The following is a 19,034-nucleotide window of genomic DNA, read 5'->3' on the forward strand; positions in this document are numbered from 1 at the left end:
TGCAGTCCACTTAGTGGGTGCGGGTCACTTTGCTCAGGTGACGGGGCTGGTCCGGATCCATGCCCCTGGCGTGCGCCAGACCGGCGGCCATCACGTAGAAGCTCTGGATCGCGAGTATCGGATCGAGAGCGGGGTGCTCGGCGCGACTCAAGGTCAGGTCGCGTTCGGCCACATCATCGGGAGCGGCCAGCAGTACGCGGGCGCCACGTTGGCGCATCTCCTCGGCCAATGTGAGCAGGCCCGCCTGTTCGGCGCCGCGCGGGGCGAAGACCAGCAGCGGGTAGTTATCGTCGATCAAGGCCATCGGCCCGTGGCGCACTTCGGCGCTGCTGAAGGCTTCGGCCTGGATCGCCGAGGTTTCCTTGAGCTTGAGCGCGGCTTCCTGGGCGATGGCAAAACCGGCGCCACGCCCGATCACCATCAGGCGCTGGCAGTCGCGCAGCGCTTCGATGGCCAGGCTCCAATCCTGGGTCGCGGCTTCACGCAAGCCGGCGGGCAACGCTTGGCAGGCTTCGAGCAGCGGATCTTCCTGATTCCAGTGAGCGATCAATTGCGCACTGGCGCTCAACGTGGCGATAAAGCTCTTGGTGGCGGCGACGCTGCGTTCCGGTCCGGCGCACAGCGGCACGTGGAATTCGCACGCGGCCTCCAGTGGCGAGTCCTCGGCATTGACCAGGGAAACGCTCAACGCCCCACGCTTGCGCAATACACGCAGGCTGTTGACCAGGTCAGGGCTCTGTCCCGACTGCGAGAAACCAAAGGCCACCTGGCCGCTGACTTTCAGCGGCGATTGCGAGAGGGTCACCACTGACATCGGCAGCGACGCCACGGGGATTCCCAGGTGTTGCATGGTCAGATAGGCAAAGTAGCTGGCGGCATGATCCGAGCTGCCGCGGGCTACGGTCATCGCCACTTGCGGCGGTTGGCGGCGCAGACGGCCGGCGACGTCCGCCAGCATCGGTTCCAGGCGTTGCAGTTGAGCCTCGACGGCCTCACAGGAGGACAGCGCCTCTTCAAGCATTTTTGAAGTCAATGGTTTCTCCTTCGACCATTACGTCGGTGAGGTTCAGGGAACGATCCAGGCGCACGCAGTCGGCAAAGCTGCCGGGTTGCAGGCGACCGCGTTCTTCCAGGCCCAGATAGTCCGCAGGAAATTGCGACAGGCGTTGCGAGGCTTCGCTGATAGGCAGACCGATTTTCACCAGATTGCGCAGGGCCTGATCCATGGTCAGGGTGCTGCCGGCCAGGGTGCCGTCGGCCAGTCGCACACCGCCCAGGCATTTGGTCACGGTGTGGCTGCCCAGCTTGTATTCGCCGTCGGGCATGCCGGCGGCGGCCGTGGAATCGGTGACGCAGTACAGGCAGGGAATCGCGCGCAGGGCTACACGCATGGCGCCGGGGTGCACGTGCAGCAAGTCCGGAATCAACTCGGCGTACCGGGCATGGGCCAAGGCCGCCCCGACGATGCCCGGCTCGCGGTGATGCAGCGGGCTCATGGCGTTATACAGATGGGTGAAACTGGTGGCGCCGGCGGCGAGGGCGGCCACGCCTTCCTCATAGCTGCCCAAAGTGTGGCCGATCTGCATGCGCACGCCGCGTGCACTGAGGCTGCGGATCAGCGCGTCATGGCCGGCGATTTCCGGGGCGATGGTGATCACCCGGATCGGGGCCAGGCGCAGGTACTCCTCGACTTCTGCCATCAGCGCGGTGTGGGCGAAGTTAGGTTGAGCACCGAGTTTTCCCGGATTGATGTAGGGACCTTCCAGGTGTACCCCGAGCACCCGCGCGCTGCCCGCAGGACGCTGTTCGCAGAACGTGCCGAGTTGGCCGAGCACGCTGGAGATTTCCTCCACCGGCGCAGTCATGGTGGTGGCCAGCAGCGAGGTGGTACCAAAACGCACGTGGGTGCGGGTGATGGTCTCGAAGGCGTCGGCGCCTTCCATGATGTCTTTGCCGCCACCGCCATGTACGTGCAGGTCGATAAAGCCGGGCAGCAGGTAGGGCAGCTCGTTATCGGCCGGGTCGCAAGGGACGCCTTCAATGGCGCTGACCTTGCCGTGCCGGTGCACCACTCGGCCGCGAAACCAGCCTTGGGGGGTGAGGATATTGTCTTCGGACATGGGCAGTTCTCTAGGGCCGCAGTTCGGCGGCAAAGTCGTACCGACGCAGCTCTGCGACGAAGTCGTAGTAGTCGTTGCGGCAGTAGGTGTCGGTGATTTCAATCGGCGTGTTATCGGCGGTGTAACCGACACGGGTCATCAGCAGCATGGCGGTGCCGGGCGCGATGCCCACCAGGCCCGCGAACTCGTCCGAGGCATTGATTGCCTGTACATGCTGCAAGGCGCGGACGATGGGCTTGCCGATGCTTTCGAAGTATTCATACAGCGAACTGCCCAATGCCTGCGGTTGCGGCAGCACCGAGGCCGGGACGGCAGTCATTTCAATGGCCATCACCGTGTCATCGGCTTTACGCAAACGCTTGAGTCGCGCCACCTTGTCGTTGGTCGACAGGCACAGGCGGATCAGTTCTTCGTGGGTCGGCGGGGTGATATCGCGCTCCAGCCATTGGGAGCCGGGCACAAAGCCCTTGAGGCGCAACATCTCGCTGAAACCCGACAGGCGTGACAGCGGTTGTTCCAGGCGTGGCGTGATAAAGGTGCCTGAACCTTGACTGCGACGGATCAAACCCTGGGCAAACAACACTTCCAGGGCTTTGCGGGCGGTGACCCGCGAGATGCTCAACTGCTCACTGAGCACGCGCTCCGACGGCAGAGCCTGTTCGGAGGTCCACTGGCCGGCATGGATCGCCGCTTCCAGTTTGCGCGCCAATTGCAGGTACAGCGGCATGGATTGTTTATCGTCGGGGCGCAAGGCCAGGATGGGATTCATCTGTCAGGTTTCCGATGCGGTTATTGGAGTGTTGTCGCCCGGTATTGAGCGGAAAATTAATACCACTTAAATACCATGTCAATGCGACCAGAACGGTGCACGCAATGGTTTATGGGGCCTTTCATGGTGCCCGGTATTCAGTGGTATTAGAGAGGTCTTTGTTGCGCGCAGGGCTATACAGTCCGCGCAGTGAACTGGTATTCACCGGCGGGTGGTGTCGGGGGAGGGAAATATTTTTGAATTAATTTACCAGCGGTCGAGGATTACGGCCGAATCTCGATCATCGTGCCGTCTTTCACCAGGCTCCAGACTTCACGCATGTCGACGTTGCGCATGCCGATGCAGCCATCGGTCCAGTCCAGCGTGTGAAACCACTGTTCCGGGTAGTCTTCGCTGTCTGGCGTGCCGTGGATCATGATCATGCTGCCGGGCTTGACCCCTTCGCGGCGGGCGCGGGCGGCGTCACTGATGTTCGGGTAGGAGATGTGCATGGACAGGTTGAAGCGGTCGCTGGTCTTGCGCCAGTCGATCCAGTAGAAACCTTCCGGCGTGCGGCGGTCGCCTTCGATAAGTTTGTGACCCTTGGGGTTTTTACCCAGGGAAATACGGTAGGTCTTGAAAGGCTTGCCATCGTTGATCAGTTGCAACTGATGGGCGGACTTGAGCACCAGGACTTTCTCGACCGGCTTGCCGCCCAAGGTGGCCAGAGTGGACGCCGATGACAGGCTGACAAACGAAAGGCAGAACAGAGCGAGCAACCAACGCATTGAAACAATATCCCTTTGAAGTCGGCCCGGGAGGGTTATTTTGCCGGTTGAGTCAGCGGCGGCACTGATTCGCTGCGCACTGGAAACACCTGTTGCCGACGGTCGGCGAAAAAGCATTCTAAAGTACGTCCGACGGTGCGGAAAGCCAGCTCGGACCAAGGGATATCGGCTTCATCGAACAGCTGCACTTCGAGGCTCTCGATGCCTGGCTGGAAATCCAGGTCGATCAGCTCGGCGCGGTAGAAAATATGCACCTGGCTGATGTGCGGCACGTCGATCAAGGTGTAGATATTCAGGTCGCGGACTCTGGCGCAGGCTTCCTCCAGGGTTTCGCGTACCGCCGCCTGTTCAACGGTCTCGCCGTTCTCCATAAACCCGGCGGGCAGGGTCCAGTAGCCCAGGCGCGGCTCGATGGCGCGACGGCACAACAGCACTTGCTCGCCCCAGACGGGTACGGTGCCAGCGACGATGTTGGGATTTTGATAGTGAATGGTCTGACAGTGGTCACAGACATGCCGCAAGCGTGCGTCGCCTTCGGGAATGCGTTGGGTGACCGGTTTGCCGCACTGGCTGCAGAAATTCATGCTTGGGTTCCTGGGGACTGTGCCTATCTTGGCGTGCAGGGCTTTGCCCTGCAAGTTGTCGTTTCGCGACACGGCCCGGGTTTTGGGCTTGGGCGTCCGCACGCTTTGGTGCATGATGCAAGGTAGTCAACAGATCGAGATGACTCATGCTGGACGAGCTACTTCGCCGTGTAAGCAATCACACACCACGCACTCTGGAAACTGACAGTCGTTTCCCCGAGGCTGCCGTGCTGGTGCCGATTACCCGCAGTGACGAACCCGAGCTGATCCTGACCCTGCGCGCCAGCGGACTGTCGACCCACGGCGGTGAAGTGGCGTTTCCCGGCGGGCGCCGTGACCCCGAGGACCCGGACCTGGTCTTCACCGCGCTGCGCGAGGCCGAAGAGGAAATCGGCCTGCCACCGGGCCTGGTGGAAGTGATCGGCCCGTTGAGCCCGTTGATCTCCCTGCACGGCATTCGTGTCACACCTTATGTGGGGGTCATCCCCGATTACGTCGAATACCTGGCCAACGATGCTGAAATTGCCGCGGTGTTCAGCGTGCCCCTGGAGTTTTTCCGCCAGGATCCCCGTGAGCACACGCATCGCATCGATTACCAAGGGCGCAGTTGGTACGTGCCCAGTTATCGATTTGGTGAATACAAGATCTGGGGCCTGACGGCGATCATGATCGTCGAGCTGATCAACCTGCTGTATGACGATGCCGACATCAGCCTGCACCGTCCGCCGAAAAGCTTCATCAATACCTGAGCCATCGTTTCGTATGGCGCGCCGTGAGGAACAGACCATGAAATACCGCCTGGGCGACGCCCGAGTCGAAACCCATCCCCACAGTTGGGTGGCCCCGAATGCCACGCTCGTGGGCCGGGTCAAGTTGGAAGAGGGGGCCAACGTCTGGTTCAACGCGGTATTGCGCGGCGACAACGAGTTGATCCTGATCGGCAAGAACAGCAATGTTCAAGATGGCACGGTGATGCATACCGACATGGGTTACCCGCTGACCTTGGGCACGGGGGTGACCGTCGGCCATAACGCCATGCTTCACGGTTGCACGGTGGGCGACTACAGCTTGATCGGTATCAACGCGGTCATTCTCAACGGCGCGAAAATCGGCAAGAACTGCATCATTGGCGCCAACTCGCTGATCGGGGAGGGCAAGGAAATTCCCGACGGATCTCTGGTGATGGGCTCGCCGGGCAAAGTGGTGCGCGAACTGACTGAGCAGCAGAAAAGAATGCTCGAAGCCAGCGCTGCTCACTATGTGCATAACTCCCAGCGCTATGCCCGTGACCTGGTCGAGCAGGAAGAATGAACCCGATCGAGCGCCCCGTCGCTTCGCCCTGCGTGAGCATTTGTGCGCTGGATGACGACGATATCTGCACCGGCTGCCAGCGCACCGCTGCGGAAATTACCCGTTGGGGGCTGATGGACAATGCCGAGCGCAGGGCGGTGCTGGGTTTGTGCCATGAGCGGGCGGTGGCGAGTGGGGTGGTGTGGATGTTACCCAGGAAGTCTGGCGCCTGAGCCACCGCTTTCGCGAGCAAGCCTGACCGTGTTTAACCTGTAGGAATGCGGTCAACTGTGGGAGCGGGCTTGCTCGCGAAGAGGCCCTCCCAGACGACATATTTCCAAATGTGAAGTACCCTGTGCCCCTTGCTCACGGGTCCCTCGCCTCATGCTCTTTCTGATTGCCTACATCAGCAGCGTCGTGCTGATCAACTTCGCCTTTTCCACCGCCCCTCACCTGGATGTCATCTGGTCCGCCTGGGGCGGCCTGGTGTTTATCCTGCGGGACATGGTGCAAACCCGCTTCGGCCATGGCGCGATTATCGCCATGTTGGTGGCGTTGGTGCTGTCCTACATCACCTCCGATCCATCCATCGCATTCGCCAGCGCCACGGCGTTCGCGGTGTCCGAATGCATCGACTGGCTGGTGTTCAGTATCACCAAGCGCCCGTTGCACGACCGGTTGTGGCTCAGTTCGGCGCTGAGCATTCCCCTCGATACCTTCATTTTCTTCGGCATGATTGGCGCGCTCACGCCCGTCGTGGTCGGTACCGCCCTGGCTTCGAAATTTGCCGGGGTGAGCGTGGTATGGCTGGCGATGGCCTGGCGTCTGCGTCGCCAGCGTGTCGCCAACTGAGGCCAATTGCCGTGGTTCATGTAAAATGCCGGCCTTTCTCCCCCCTGATCCGCTGCCCTGAGGACCTGTGATGACCCGAATCGGAACTCCATTGTCGCCCACCGCGACCCGTGTATTGATGTGTGGCTGCGGTGAGTTGGGCAAGGAAGTGGTAATTGAGCTGCAGCGCCTGGGCGTGGAAGTGATCGCCGTGGATCGTTACGCCAACGCGCCGGCGATGCAGGTTGCCCATCGCAGCCATGTGATCAACATGCTCGACGGCGCCGCCCTGCGTGCAGTGATCGAAGCTGAAAAACCGGACTTCATCGTTCCGGAAATCGAAGCCATCGCCACCGCCACCCTGGTGGAGCTGGAGTCCGAAGGTTTCACCGTGATCCCCACCGCCCGTGCGGCGCAGTTGACCATGAACCGCGAAGGCATCCGTCGCCTGGCCGCTGAAGAGCTGGACCTGCCGACCTCGCCGTATCACTTTGCAGACACCGTGGAAGACTACCGCAAGGCCGTCGAAGACCTGGGCTTCCCGTGTGTGGTCAAGCCGGTGATGAGTTCGTCGGGCAAGGGCCAGAGCCTGTTGCGCAGTGCCGATGACGTGCAGAAAGCCTGGGAATATGCCCAGGAAGGCGGCCGTGCCGGCAAGGGGCGGGTGATCATCGAAGGGTTTATCGACTTCGACTACGAAATCACCTTGCTGACCGTGCGTCACATCGGTGGCACCACGTTCTGCGCGCCGGTGGGGCATCGCCAGGAGAAGGGCGACTACCAGGAATCCTGGCAGCCGCAGGCCATGAGCCCGGTTGCGTTGGCCGAATCCGAGCGTGTCGCCAAAGCCGTGACCGAAGCGCTGGGCGGCCGTGGTCTGTTTGGTGTCGAGCTGTTCATCAAGGGCGACCAGGTGTGGTTCAGCGAAGTTTCGCCGCGTCCGCACGACACGGGGCTGGTGACGTTGATTTCCCAGGACCTGTCGCAGTTCGCCCTGCATGCGCGGGCGATTCTGGGCTTGCCGATTCCGTTGATCCGTCAGTTCGGGCCGTCGGCTTCGTCGGTGATCCTGGTGGAAGGGCAGTCGACCCAGACCGCGTTCGCCAATCTCGGCGCTGCCTTGAGCGAGCCGGATACCGCGTTGCGGCTGTTTGGCAAGCCAGAAGTCAATGGCCAGCGCCGCATGGGCGTGGCCTTGGCGCGCGATGAGTCGATTGACGCGGCGCGGGCCAAGGCGACCCGTGCTTCGCAGGCTGTGGTTGTAGAACTCTAAAAGCATCGCGAGCAAGCCCGCTCCCACACTGGTTTTGTGTCGTGCCCTTATAGCCTGGCAACGATGATCCAATGTGGGAGCGGGCTTGCTCGCGATAGCGATCTATCAGGCGACGCGATTCAAATCATTATCCCGCGTCTCTTTCAGGCACAGCACTGCAATCAGGCTCAACAGCGCTGCCGCCGATACATACCCGCCGACATAACTCAGGCCACCCATCGCCACCAGCTTGGTCGCGAAGAACGGTGCCGCCGATGCGCCGACAATCCCGCCCAGGTTATACGCCGCTGACGCGCCGGTATATCGCACGCGGGTCGGGAACAACTCCGGCAGCAGCGCGCCCATTGGTGCGAAGGTCACGCCCATCAGGAACAGTTCGAGGCACAGGAACAGCGCCACCGCCCAGGTCGAGCCGTGGGTCAGCAACGGTTCCATGGTGAAACCCGAGAGAATGGCCAGCACCGCGCCGGTGATCAGCACCGGTTTGCGACCATAACGGTCACTGGCCCAGGCCGCCAGCGGCGTCGCCGCCCCCATGAACAACACCGCAAAGCACAGCAGGCCGAGGAAGGTTTCGCGGCTGTAGCCCAGTGTTGTCACGCCGTAGCTCAGGGAAAATGCGGTGGTGATATAGAACAGTGCATAGCACACCACCATCGCCGCCGCGCCCAGCAATACTGGCATCCAGTGTTGGCTGAACAGCTCCACCAGCGGCACTTTCACCGGCTTCTGCTTGGCGACGGCGTTGGCGAATACCGGGGTTTCGTGCAGTTTCAGTCGTGCGTACAGGCCGACCATGACCAGCGCGGCACTGAGCAGGAACGGAATGCGCCAGCCCCAGCTACGGAATTGCTCGTCGCTCAGGCTCATGGCCAGAATCAGGAACAGGCCGTTGGCGGCGAGAAAACCAATGGAGGGCCCCAACTGCGGAAACATACCGAACCAGGCGCGTTTGCCCTTCGGTGCGTTTTCGGTCGCCAGCAACGCCGCGCCACCCCATTCCCCGCCCAGCCCGAGGCCTTGGCCAAAGCGCAGCACGCAAAGCAGGATCGGCGCCCAGGCGCCGATGGTGTCGTAGCCCGGCAGCAAGCCGATCAGCGTGGTACAGACGCCCATCAGCAGCAAGGACGCCACGAGCGTCGATTTGCGCCCGATCCGGTCACCGAAGTGGCCGAACAGTGCCGAGCCCAATGGCCGGGCGATAAAGGCGATACCAAAGGTCAGGAACGCCGCGAGCATCTGCGCGGTGCCGGAAGTTTGCGGGAAAAACACCGGGCCGATCACCAGTGCGGCGGCCGTGGCGTAGATATAGAAGTCGTAGAACTCGATGGCGGTGCCGACAATGCTCGCGGTTGCAACACGGCGGGTCGAGTTGAGCGGCGCGGCGGATGCGGCCTCGTTATAGGTGGTGCTCATTGACGTACCCCTGATGGTCGTTGCGCGCTTGGCGCGAATTATTATTGGTCGAACACCCATGGATCAGGGTAGTGCGCGGGGCGGCTCGGGATCGGAGCGTACCGGTCAGACACGATAAAGCACTGCCTGGACGCGCTCAGTGCGGGTAGCACGCGGTCGGGCGGGGCTTGGGTAAGCCTGCGGGATTATAGGAAGGGCGCCGAAGATCAAACAAGGCCTCGGGCACGGATCTTTGGTCTAAACCGCCATCGGCAGCGTGCCGGTATGCCAGATCAGCACCTTGCTCACCCGGTTGTCCTCGGTTTCAAGGATTTCCAGGCGGTAACGGCCAATTTTCACGCATACCGCGCAGTCCGGAATGGTCTCCAGCGCTTCGGTCGCCAGCCCATTCAGGGTCTTGGGGCCGTCGCTGGGCAGGTGCCAGCCCAGGCATTTGTTCAGTTCGCGAATCGATACGGCACCGTCAATCACGTAGCGGCCATCCGGCTGCGGCTGGATGAGCGGATTGTCCAGGCTTTGCTCGCTTTCAAATTCGCCGACGATCTCTTCGAGAATGTCTTCCAGGGTGACGATGCCCAGCACTTCGCCGTATTCGTCCACCACCATGCCCAGGCGGCGTTGCTGTTTGTGGAAGTTCAGCAATTGCAGTTGCAGCGGTGTGCTTTCCGGGACGAAATACGGTTCATGGCAGGCCGCGAGCAGGGCTTCCTTGGTCAGGCTGGCATCCGGCAGCAGATGTTGGACCTGCCGGGTGTTAAGTACCGCCTCGACCTGATTGATGTCGCTGTGGAACACCGGCAGGCGCGTGCGCTGGTTGCTGCGCAGTTGTTCAAGGATGTTCTCGAGCCTGTCGTCGAGGTTGATGCCGTCCACTTCGCTGCGCGGCACCAGAATGTCGTTGACCGTGATGTTGTCCAGGGCATGGATGCCCGGCAAGCCTTGCATGCGGTTTTCGGCCGCGTCCGATGCCTGTTCGTCAGCGTGATCAGGCTGCGGCTCGTCACTCTGTTTGACGATCCCGGATCTGCGCGCAAACGGACGCAACAGCAACAGGCTGACGCCGTTGAGCAGCCAGGCCAGCGGGTAGAGGATCTTCAAGGGTACCGCCAGCAACGTATTGCCAAAGCCCAGCACCGTTTGGGGATATCGGGTGGCGAGGGTGCGAGGCAAATAGTCGGCCAGTATCAGCAAAGTGGCGCTGGAAATCAGCCAACCAAGCCACGGACCGTTTTCGGCCCAGGCATAGATCGCCAGCAGGGTGCAGAGAATCACCACCACGGCGCGGCACAGGGTGTTGCACAGAATCAGGCTGTTGCGGGGAAAGTTCAGCCGGGCCGCGGCTTTGTCGCCCTGGCGTGTACCGGGGCGCAGGGCCAGCAGATGGTGTTGGGCGGCTTCGATGGCGGTAAACAGCGCCGACCATAAAACCAGCAGGGCCACTACCGCGAACATCGGCTCCAGGGGCAAATTGTGCATGATCGCGGTCCGTCAGATATGCAGGATGAATTCGCGGACCAGCTTGCTGCCGAAATACGCCAGCATCAGCAAGCAGAAACCGGCCAGGGTCCAGCGGATTGCTTTGTGTCCGCGCCAGCCCAGGCGGTTGCGACCCCACAGCAGCACGCTGAACACTATCCAGGCCAGGCATGCCAGCAGCGTCTTGTGGACCAGGTGCTGGGCGAACAGGTTTTCGACGAACAGCCAGCCGGAAATCAGCGACAGCGAGAGCAGGCTCCAACCGGCCCAGAGGAAGCCGAACAGCAGGCTTTCCATGGTTTGCAGCGGCGGGAAGTTCTTGATCAGCCCGGACGGGTGCTTGTGCTTGAGCTGGTGATCCTGCAGGAGCAACAGCAAGGCCTGGAACACCGCGATGGTGAACATGCCGTAGGCCAGGATCGACAACAGGATATGCGCCAGGATGCCCGGCTCTTCATCGATCACCTGTACCGTGCCGGTGGGGGCGAATTGCGCCAGCAGCACCGTCAGCATTCCCAGGGGAAAGAGCAGCAATAGCAGGTTTTCCACCGGGATGCGCGTGCAGGCCAGCAGTGTCAGGGCAATCACCGCGGCGGCGATCAGGCTGGCGGCGCTGAAAAAGTCCAGGCCCAGGCCGACCGGCGTCATCAGGTGGGTAAACAGGCTGGCGGTGTGTGCGATCAGGGCGAAGACGCCAAGACCTGCCAGCAGGCGTTTGTCCGCTCTGGTGCGTTGGGCAAGACGGGTACCCTGATAGAGGGTCGCAGCGGCGTACAAGAATGCGGCGGCGAGACTGGGTAGCAAACTGGGTGGCAAAGAGAGCATAAGTCCTGTTAGGCAAGCCCGAAAGCCGCTGAGTTTGGCATACACCTGCGTTCCACGAAAGACCACCGGGCCAGACAGCGGGTGTGCATGACGGCAGTCTTCGCTATAATCCGCGACCTGCCCACGCCGCAGGCTCGCCAAGCGCTGTTTTTAATAGCGATTTATCACAGCCTGGGCCGCCATTACCTCGGTCTACCATTGCATTTCGATGAATAGGGCCTGAAAGGATCGCGCATGTTTGAAAATCTGACTGACCGTCTCTCGCAGACGCTGCGCCATGTCACCGGCAAGGCCAAGCTGACCGAGGACAATATTAAAGATACCCTGCGCGAAGTGCGCATGGCATTGCTGGAAGCCGACGTGGCCTTGCCTGTGGTCAAGGACTTCGTCAACTCGGTCAAGGAGCGTGCGGTCGGCACCGAAGTGTCCCGCAGCCTGACGCCGGGCCAGGCCTTTGTGAAGGTCGTCCAGGCCGAACTCGAAAGCCTGATGGGCGCGGCCAACGAAGACCTGAACCTCAGCGCCGTGCCGCCGGCGGTCGTACTGATGGCCGGTTTGCAGGGCGCGGGTAAAACCACTACCGCCGGCAAACTCGCGCGCTTCCTTAAAGAGCGCAAGAAAAAAACGGTGATGGTGGTTTCGGCCGACGTTTACCGTCCGGCGGCCATCAAGCAGTTGGAAATGCTTGCCGGCGAAATCGGCGTGACCTTCTTTCCGTCCGATCTGAGCCAGAAACCGGTCGACATTGCCAACGCTGCTATTAAAGAAGCGAAGCTGAAGTTCATCGACGTGGTCATCGTCGATACCGCCGGTCGCCTGCATATCGATGACGAGATGATGGGCGAGATCAAGGCGCTGCATGCCGCGATCAACCCGGTCGAGACGCTGTTCGTGGTCGACGCCATGACCGGCCAGGATGCGGCCAACACCGCCAAGGCGTTCGGTGATGCGCTGCCATTGACGGGTGTGATCCTGACCAAGGTCGACGGTGATGCCCGTGGTGGTGCCGCATTGTCGGTACGTGCGATCACTGGCAAACCGATCAAATTCATCGGTATGGGTGAGAAGAGCGAAGCGCTCGAGCCGTTCCATCCCGAGCGGATCGCCTCGCGTATCCTCGGCATGGGCGACGTGCTCAGCCTGATCGAGCAGGCCGAACAGACGCTCGACAAGGACAAGGCCGACAAGCTGGCCAAGAAACTGAAGAAGGGCAAGGGCTTCGACCTCGAAGACTTCCGTGATCAGTTGCAGCAAATGAAGAACATGGGGGGGCTTGGAGGCTTGATGGACAAGCTGCCGAACATCGGTGGCGTGAACCTGGCGCAAATGGGCAATGCCCAGGGCGCGGCAGAGAAACAGTTCAAGCAGATGGAAGCCATCATCAATTCCATGACCCCGGCCGAGCGCCGCGACCCTGAGCTGATCAGTGGTTCGCGCAAACGTCGGATCGCCATGGGTTCCGGCACCCAGGTGCAGGATATCGGTCGCTTGATCAAGCAGCACAAGCAGATGCAGAAGATGATGAAGAAGTTCTCCGCCAAGGGCGGTATGGCCAAAATGATGCGCGGCATGGGCGGAATGATGCCTGGTCGCGGCATGCCGAAGATGTAAAAAATTCGCGCCGGCAGTCATGCCGGCGCTGTCCACGGCAACGTGGGCTCTCCAGCAAACCCGCCCACGGCGGGAGCTGACTCGCCGTTTTAACCGACGGCTCTATAGCAGATCTGAATGGCACGCTGATAGGCGCCAGAAAAAGACATTTGCAAAAGTCCGGATATTCCTTAGAATATGCGGCCTTTCGGGCACCTACGCCCGCTGTGCATTTAGATTTGCAGCACCGACTACAGGAACGATGTTCACATGCTAACAATCCGTCTTGCCCTTGGCGGCTCCAAAAAGCGCCCGTTTTACCACTTGACCGTAACCGACAGCCGCAACCCGCGTGACGGTTCGCACAAGGAACAGGTTGGTTTCTTCAACCCTGTTGCCCGTGGTCAGGAAATCCGTCTGTCCGTGAACCAAGAGCGCGTAGCCTACTGGCTGAGCGTTGGTGCACAACCTTCTGAGCGCGTTGCTCAGTTGCTGAAGGACGCTGCTAAGGCTGCGGCCTGAGCAATATGAACGCGACGCCTGCTATTGCTGATGATTTGATCGTTATTGGCAAGATTTACTCTGTTCACGGCGTTCGCGGCGAAGTGAAGGTGTATTCCTTTACTGATCCAACTGAAAACCTGTTGCAGTACAAGACCTGGACGCTCAAGCGCGAAGGTAGTGTGAAACAGGTCGAGCTGGTCAGCGGACGCGGGAACGACAAGTTCCTGGTCGCAAAGCTCAAGGGTCTTGATGATCGTGAAGAAGCGCGTCTTCTGGCCGGTTATGAGATCTGCGTGCCGCGCAGCCTGTTCCCTGAATTGACCGACGGCGAGTACTACTGGTACCAGCTGGAAGGTCTGAAGGTTATTGATCAACTCGGGCAATTGCTGGGGAAAATCGATCATCTTCTGGAAACCGGCGCCAATGATGTAATGGTGGTCAAGCCTTGCGCTGGCAGCCTGGATGATCGCGAACGCTTGTTGCCCTATACGGAGCAATGTGTGTTGGCCGTCGACCTGGTCGCGGGCGAGATGAAGGTGGAATGGGATGCGGACTTCTAAGCGTGGCTAATTTGCGCGTAGAAGTGATCAGTTTGTTTCCCGAGATGTTTTCCGCCATCAGCGAGTACGGCATCACCAGTCGGGCGGTGAAACAAGGGCTCTTGCAGCTGACTTGTTGGAATCCGCGAGACTACACGACAGATCGACATCACACTGTGGACGATCGCCCCTTCGGCGGTGGCCCGGGGATGGTGATGAAGATCAAGCCCCTGGAAGATGCACTGGTTCAGGCCAAGGCAGCAGCCGGGGAGAAGGCGAAGGTGATTTACCTGTCCCCTCAAGGCCGTCAACTGAATCAGTCGGCGGTACGCGAACTGGCGAATGAGGAAGCACTGATCCTGATTGCCGGTCGCTATGAAGGCATTGACGAGCGTTTTATTGAAGCTCATGTCGATGAAGAGTGGTCGATTGGGGACTATGTCCTGTCTGGCGGCGAGCTGCCGGCGATGGTCCTGATAGATGCGGTTACACGACTGCTGCCTGGAGCTTTAGGGCATGTGGACTCTGCGGAGGAGGATTCCTTCACGGATGGTTTGCTGGATTGCCCGCACTACACCCGACCGGAGGTGTATGCGGATCAGCGTGTTCCCGACGTATTGCTAAGTGGCAATCACGCACACATCCGGCGTTGGCGTTTACAGCAGTCCCTTGGTCGGACCTATGAACGACGCGCCGATCTTCTGGAAAGCCGCTCGCTTTCTGGAGAAGAGAAGAAGCTGCTCGAGGAATACATCCTCGCGCGGGACGATAGTTAACAACGTATCGATGGTAGGTCCGACGACTTACCTTAGGAGCACAGCATGACTAACAAAATCATCCTTGCACTCGAAGCAGAGCAGATGACCAAAGAGATCCCTACCTTTGCCCCGGGCGACACCATTGTCGTTCAGGTGAAAGTGAAGGAAGGCGACCGTTCGCGTCTGCAGGCGTTCGAAGGCGTGGTAATCGCCAAGCGTAACCGTGGTGTGAACAGTGCTTTCACTGTTCGTAAAATCTCCAACGGTGTTGGCGTAGAGCGTACTTTCCAGACCTACAGCCCGCAAATCGACAGCATGGCCGTCAAGCGTCGCGGTGACGTACGTAAAGCCAAGCTGTACTACCTGCGTGACCTGTCCGGTAAAGCAGCGCGCATCAAGGAAAAACTGGCTTAAGTCCAGCGTTCCGATGCAGAAAAAAGCAGCCTACGGGCTGCTTTTTTGTTGCCTGTCATTTGCCCATTGCCCTGGTACTTGTTCATGACTAGCCGCCTCGAAGAGATCCAGCGTCGTACCGATCTCTCAGTCACCCGCGTCACCAAAGCTGTATTCCCGCCGACCACCAACCATCACAACACCTTGTTCGGCGGCACCGCCCTGGCGTGGATGGATGAAGTGTCGTTCATCGCCGCCACACGTTTCTGTCGTTTGCCGCTGGTCACGGTTTCTACCGACCGCATTGATTTCAATCATGCGATACCCGCGGGCTCCATCGTCGAGTTGATCGGGCGGGTAATCAAGGTGGGCAATACCAGCCTCAAGGTCGAAGTCGAAGTGTTTGTCGAGAGCATGAGTGCCGATGGCCGCGAGAAGGCGATCCAGGGTGTGTTCAGCTTTGTCGCGATTGATGCCGACAAGCGGCCGGTGCCGGTGCTGCCTGGGTTTGTGGATTGATCTGAAATCGAGTCGCGGCTATCGCGAGCAAGCCGCTCCCACATTGATCATCGTTGCCAGCGATACACGGGCACGACACAAAACCCGTGTGGGAGCGGGCTTGCTCGCGATAGGATCTACCAGACACCCCAGTCATCTGCCCGAGTCCCCATGCCCGCCATCGATCACCCGCTGATAGACCGCTTCCTCGACGCCCTGTGGCTGGAAAAAGGCCTGTCGGATAACACCCGCCAGTCGTATCGCAGTGACCTGGCCCTGTTCAACGGTTGGCTTCAGGAAAAGCATCTGGAACTGATCAACGCCGGTCGCGAATTGATTCTTGACCATCTGGCCTGGCGCCTCGAGCAGAATTATAAGCCGCGTTCTACGGCGCGTTTTCTCTCGGGTGTGCGTGGTTTTTATCGCTATTTGCTGAGGGAGAAGTTGATCGCCGTCGATCCCACTTTACAAGTGGATATGCCGCAACTGGGCAGGCCCTTGCCTAAGTCCCTGTCAGAGGCCGACGTCGAAGCCCTGTTGGCCGCCCCCGACCTGAGTGAAGCCATCGGTCAGCGCGACCGCGCCATGCTTGAAGTGCTGTACGCCTGTGGGCTGCGGGTGACCGAACTGATCAGCTTGACCCTGGAACAGGTCAACCTGCGCCAGGGCGTGTTGCGGGTCATGGGCAAGGGCAGCAAAGAACGGTTGGTGCCGATGGGCGAGGAGGCCATTGTCTGGGTTGAGCGTTATATGCGCGATGCCCGCGGCGAGTTGCTGGGCGGGCGTCCGAGCGATGTGCTGTTTCCCAGCCAGCGTGGCGAGCAGATGACCCGCCAGACCTTCTGGCACCGTATCAAGCATCAGGCCAAGGTCGCCGGGATCGGCAAGTCGCTGTCTCCGCACACGTTGCGCCATGCATTCGCCACGCATCTGCTCAATCACGGCGCGGATTTGCGGGTGGTGCAAATGCTGCTGGGGCACAGTGATTTGTCCACTACCCAGATCTATACCCATGTGGCGCGCGCGCGTTTGCAGGAGATGCATGCCAAGCATCACCCGAGGGGCTGAAACGTGCCTATTTTCCCACCGGCGTCTGCCGTTGCGCCCAACTGTGGTAGGCTTTGCCGGTTTGCAAAGGGGACATTCCCGACCCGCGTCCCGCACCGGTGTCCTGATCTTCGTCCCTGCATCTGCCTTCAGGAGTTTCCATGCGCTTGACCCAGATTTTTGCCGCCGCAGCCATTGCGTTGGCCTCAACCTTCGCCGTCGCCGATAATGCCGCCGAGCAGACGATTCGTAAGAGCCTGGAAAGCCTCCAGCTTGAAACACCGGTAGAAAGCATCAGCGCCAGCCCCATGGCTGGCCTGTATGAAGTCAAGCTCAAGGGCAGCCGAGTGCTCTACGCCAGCGCCGACGGCCAGTACATTGTCCAGGGCTACCTGTTCCAGCTGAAAGACGGCAAGCCGGTCAATCTCACCGAGAAAGCCGAACGCCTGGGTGTGTCCAAGCTGATCAACGCGATTCCGGTCGCCGAAACCGTGGTGTATCCGGCCATTGGCGAGACCAAGACCCACATCACCGTCTTCACCGACACCACTTGCCCGTATTGCCACAAGCTGCACGCCGAAGTGCCTGAGCTGAACAAAATGGGCGTGGAAGTCCGCTACGTGGCGTTCCCGCGCCAGGGCCTGGGTTCGCCGGGTGACAAACAGTTGCAAGCGGTCTGGTGCTCGGCTGACAAGAAGGCGGCCATGGACAAGATGGTCGATGGCAAGGAAATCAAGGCGGCCGCGTGTGCCAATCCGGTTTCCAAGCAGTTCGCCCTGGGCCAGTCCATTGGCGTGAACGGTACGCCGGCCATCGTTTTGGCGGACGGCCAGGTCATTCCGGGCTACCAGCCTGCCCCACAAGTCGCCAAACTGGCGCTGGGTGCCAAATAAGCAGTATCGTCAAGCCTTGACGATCTTGATCCGCCAGCCAGCCGGCGGGTCATCAATAGTGAGCCGCAGTTGTGCGGCTGTTTTCCACGGCCGACCTTGAGTCGGCCGTTTCATGGGGAGTTCTTCAGTGAAACCGGTCAAAGTAGGCATCTGTGGGTTAGGGACCGTCGGTGGCGGAACCTTCAACGTACTTCAGCGTAACGCCGAGGAAATTTCCCGCCGCGCAGGGCGTGGGATTGAAGTTGCTCAAATTGCCATGCGTACGCCAAAGCCTCAGTTCCAGACGACCGGTATTGCGATTACCAACGATGTCTTCGACGTTGCCACCAACCCCGAAATCGATATCGTCGTCGAGTTGGTGGGCGGCTACACCGTTGCCCGCGAGCTGGTGCTCAAGGCCATCGAAAACGGCAAGCACGTGGTCACGGCCAACAAGGCGCTGATCGCCGTACATGGCAATGAAATCTTCGCCAGGGCTCGCGAGAAAGGCGTGATCGTTGCGTTCGAGGCCGCTGTTGCCGGTGGCATTCCGGTTATCAAGGCAATCCGTGAAGGTCTGTCGGCCAACCGCATCAATTGGGTCGCCGGCATCATCAACGGCACCGGTAACTTCATCCTGACCGAAATGCGCGAGAAAGGCCGTACCTTCGAAGACGTGCTGGCCGAAGCCCAGGCGCTGGGCTATGCGGAAGCCGATCCGACCTTTGACGTCGAAGGTATCGACGCCGCCCACAAGTTGACCATCCTGGCCTCCATCGCCTTTGGCATACCGCTGCAGTTCGACAAGGCTTACACCGAAGGCATCACCAAGCTGACCACTGCTGATGTGAACTACGCCGAAGCCCTGGGCTACCGCATCAAGCACTTGGGCGTGGCTCGCAGCACCGCCAGCGGCATCGAGCTGCGTGTACACCCGACGCTGATCCCGGCCGACCGCCTGCTGGCCAACGTCAATGGCGTGATGAATGCCGTGATGGTCAATGGTGATGCGGCCGGTTCGACCCTGTTCTACGGCGCTGGCGCCGGCATGGAGCCCACCGCTTCGTCAGTGGTCGCCGACCTGGTGGACGTGGTTCGTGCCATGACCAGCGACCCGGAGAACCGCGTGCCGCACCTGGCCTTCCAGCCGGATTCGCTGTCGGCGCATCCGATCCTGCCGATCGAAGCCTGCGAAAGCTCCTACTACCTGCGCATCCAGGCCAAGGATCACCCTGGCGTGTTGGCTCAAGTAGCCAGCATCCTGTCGGAGCGGGGGATCAATATCGAGTCGATCATGCAGAAGGAAGTCGAAGAACACGACGGCCTGGTCCCGATGATCCTGCTGACCCACCGTGTACTGGAGCAGCACATGAACGATGCCATCCGTGCCCTCGAAGCGCTGCAGGGCGTGGTTGGGCCGGTCGTAAGGATTCGCGTCGAACATTTGAATTAATTCAGCGGCAAGCGCCAAGCTTCAAGCTG

At 60.3% G+C, this 19,034-nt stretch carries 22 protein-coding genes; 14 read left to right on the plus strand and 8 right to left on the minus strand.

Translation table 11 applies throughout. The annotated features are described in order from the left end of the window. Positions 1-10 precede the first annotated feature (10 nt). The 5 genes from AC6CIA_RS05140 to AC6CIA_RS05160 all read right to left on the minus strand — a co-directional run bounded on the left by AC6CIA_RS05140 (position 11) and on the right by AC6CIA_RS05160 (position 4,240). The gene (locus tag AC6CIA_RS05140; RefSeq protein ID WP_498311207.1) at positions 11-1,021 is read right to left on the minus strand and encodes an SIS domain-containing protein; all 1,011 of its coding nucleotides are present in this window, start codon (positions 1,019-1,021) and stop codon (positions 11-13) included. Beyond that, positions 1,014-2,120, minus strand: coding sequence for an N-acetylglucosamine-6-phosphate deacetylase (gene nagA / locus AC6CIA_RS05145; RefSeq protein WP_498310905.1), 1,107 nt, complete (start codon positions 2,118-2,120; stop codon positions 1,014-1,016). The genes AC6CIA_RS05140 and nagA overlap by 8 nt, the downstream gene beginning before the upstream one ends. A 10-nt stretch (positions 2,121-2,130) precedes the next feature. Beyond that, positions 2,131-2,889: a GntR family transcriptional regulator gene (locus AC6CIA_RS05150; protein ID WP_498310906.1), complete on the minus strand. Its 759-nt coding sequence runs from the start codon at positions 2,887-2,889 to the stop codon at positions 2,131-2,133. Positions 2,890-3,152: 263 nt separating this feature from the next. Beyond that, positions 3,153-3,656: a L,D-transpeptidase family protein gene (locus tag AC6CIA_RS05155; RefSeq protein WP_498310907.1), complete on the minus strand. Its 504-nt coding sequence runs from the start codon at positions 3,654-3,656 to the stop codon at positions 3,153-3,155. Between the two features lie 35 nt (positions 3,657-3,691). Next, complete coding sequence (locus AC6CIA_RS05160; protein ID WP_498310908.1) at positions 3,692-4,240, minus strand: NUDIX hydrolase; 549 nt, start codon at positions 4,238-4,240, stop codon at positions 3,692-3,694. 146 nt (positions 4,241-4,386) lie between these two features. Here AC6CIA_RS05160 and AC6CIA_RS05165 point away from each other — a divergent pair, with 146 nt between their 5' ends. The 5 genes from AC6CIA_RS05165 to purT all read left to right on the plus strand — a co-directional run bounded on the left by AC6CIA_RS05165 (position 4,387) and on the right by purT (position 7,634). Beyond that, entirely contained in the window at positions 4,387-4,989 is a 603-nt protein-coding gene (locus AC6CIA_RS05165; RefSeq protein WP_339531667.1) for a CoA pyrophosphatase, read from the plus strand. A gap of 37 nt (positions 4,990-5,026) precedes the next feature. Continuing rightward, entirely contained in the window at positions 5,027-5,551 is a 525-nt protein-coding gene (locus AC6CIA_RS05170) for a gamma carbonic anhydrase family protein (protein WP_498310909.1), read from the plus strand. Next, positions 5,548-5,763 (plus strand): DUF1289 domain-containing protein, encoded by a 216-nt coding sequence (locus AC6CIA_RS05175; protein WP_498310910.1) that lies wholly within the window; start codon positions 5,548-5,550, stop codon positions 5,761-5,763. The genes AC6CIA_RS05170 and AC6CIA_RS05175 overlap by 4 nt, the downstream gene beginning before the upstream one ends. 151 nt (positions 5,764-5,914) lie before the next feature. Beyond that, positions 5,915-6,382 (plus strand): preQ0 transporter, encoded by a 468-nt coding sequence (locus AC6CIA_RS05180; protein WP_498310911.1) that lies wholly within the window; start codon positions 5,915-5,917, stop codon positions 6,380-6,382. 70 nt (positions 6,383-6,452) lie between these two features. Beyond that, positions 6,453-7,634 carry a formate-dependent phosphoribosylglycinamide formyltransferase gene (gene purT, locus AC6CIA_RS05185; RefSeq protein WP_498310912.1) on the plus strand — a complete coding sequence of 394 codons (1,182 nt, stop codon included), beginning with the start codon at positions 6,453-6,455 and terminating at the stop codon, positions 7,632-7,634. A 105-nt stretch (positions 7,635-7,739) separates the two neighbouring features. On the opposite strand, the gene AC6CIA_RS05190 is transcribed toward purT, so the two are convergent. The 3 genes from AC6CIA_RS05190 to AC6CIA_RS05200 form a co-directional block, all read right to left on the minus strand. After that, positions 7,740-9,050 carry an MFS transporter gene (locus tag AC6CIA_RS05190; RefSeq protein ID WP_498310913.1) on the minus strand — a complete coding sequence of 437 codons (1,311 nt, stop codon included), beginning with the start codon at positions 9,048-9,050 and terminating at the stop codon, positions 7,740-7,742. Between the two features lie 237 nt (positions 9,051-9,287). Next, positions 9,288-10,526, minus strand: a complete 1,239-nt coding sequence (locus tag AC6CIA_RS05195; protein ID WP_498310914.1) for a transporter associated domain-containing protein — start codon at positions 10,524-10,526, stop codon at positions 9,288-9,290. A gap of 12 nt (positions 10,527-10,538) precedes the next feature. Beyond that, positions 10,539-11,351, minus strand: coding sequence for a cytochrome C assembly family protein (locus tag AC6CIA_RS05200; protein ID WP_498310915.1), 813 nt, complete (start codon positions 11,349-11,351; stop codon positions 10,539-10,541). A gap of 234 nt (positions 11,352-11,585) precedes the next feature. Here AC6CIA_RS05200 and ffh point away from each other — a divergent pair, with 234 nt between their 5' ends. The 9 genes from ffh to AC6CIA_RS05245 all read left to right on the plus strand — a co-directional run bounded on the left by ffh (position 11,586) and on the right by AC6CIA_RS05245 (position 19,005). After that, entirely contained in the window at positions 11,586-12,962 is a 1,377-nt protein-coding gene (gene ffh, locus AC6CIA_RS05205; RefSeq protein WP_498310916.1) for a signal recognition particle protein, read from the plus strand. A 249-nt stretch (positions 12,963-13,211) separates the two neighbouring features. Beyond that, a complete protein-coding gene (gene rpsP / locus AC6CIA_RS05210; protein ID WP_084377301.1) occupies positions 13,212-13,463 on the plus strand; it encodes a 30S ribosomal protein S16 in 252 nt (83 codons plus the stop codon). Between the two features lie 5 nt (positions 13,464-13,468). After that, on the plus strand, positions 13,469-14,005 hold the full coding sequence (gene rimM, locus AC6CIA_RS05215; protein WP_084377299.1) for a ribosome maturation factor RimM: 537 nt from the start codon (positions 13,469-13,471) through the stop codon (positions 14,003-14,005). Further along, complete coding sequence (gene trmD / locus AC6CIA_RS05220; protein ID WP_498310917.1) at positions 13,987-14,760, plus strand: tRNA (guanosine(37)-N1)-methyltransferase TrmD; 774 nt, start codon at positions 13,987-13,989, stop codon at positions 14,758-14,760. Before rimM ends, trmD begins: the two co-directional genes overlap by 19 nt. 45 nt (positions 14,761-14,805) lie before the next feature. Further along, on the plus strand, positions 14,806-15,156 hold the full coding sequence (gene rplS / locus AC6CIA_RS05225; protein WP_003175895.1) for a 50S ribosomal protein L19: 351 nt from the start codon (positions 14,806-14,808) through the stop codon (positions 15,154-15,156). An 84-nt stretch (positions 15,157-15,240) separates the two neighbouring features. Further along, positions 15,241-15,654 carry an acyl-CoA thioesterase gene (locus tag AC6CIA_RS05230; protein WP_084377295.1) on the plus strand — a complete coding sequence of 138 codons (414 nt, stop codon included), beginning with the start codon at positions 15,241-15,243 and terminating at the stop codon, positions 15,652-15,654. A gap of 150 nt (positions 15,655-15,804) precedes the next feature. Further along, positions 15,805-16,701: a site-specific tyrosine recombinase XerD gene (xerD, locus tag AC6CIA_RS05235; RefSeq protein ID WP_498310918.1), complete on the plus strand. Its 897-nt coding sequence runs from the start codon at positions 15,805-15,807 to the stop codon at positions 16,699-16,701. Between the two features lie 140 nt (positions 16,702-16,841). Next, the gene (locus AC6CIA_RS05240) at positions 16,842-17,573 is read left to right on the plus strand and encodes a thioredoxin fold domain-containing protein (RefSeq protein WP_339531656.1); all 732 of its coding nucleotides are present in this window, start codon (positions 16,842-16,844) and stop codon (positions 17,571-17,573) included. A gap of 127 nt (positions 17,574-17,700) precedes the next feature. Beyond that, positions 17,701-19,005 carry a homoserine dehydrogenase gene (locus AC6CIA_RS05245; protein ID WP_498310920.1) on the plus strand — a complete coding sequence of 435 codons (1,305 nt, stop codon included), beginning with the start codon at positions 17,701-17,703 and terminating at the stop codon, positions 19,003-19,005. Positions 19,006-19,034 lie beyond the last annotated feature (29 nt).

Source organism: Pseudomonas sp. GQ91 (assembly GCF_059758795.1).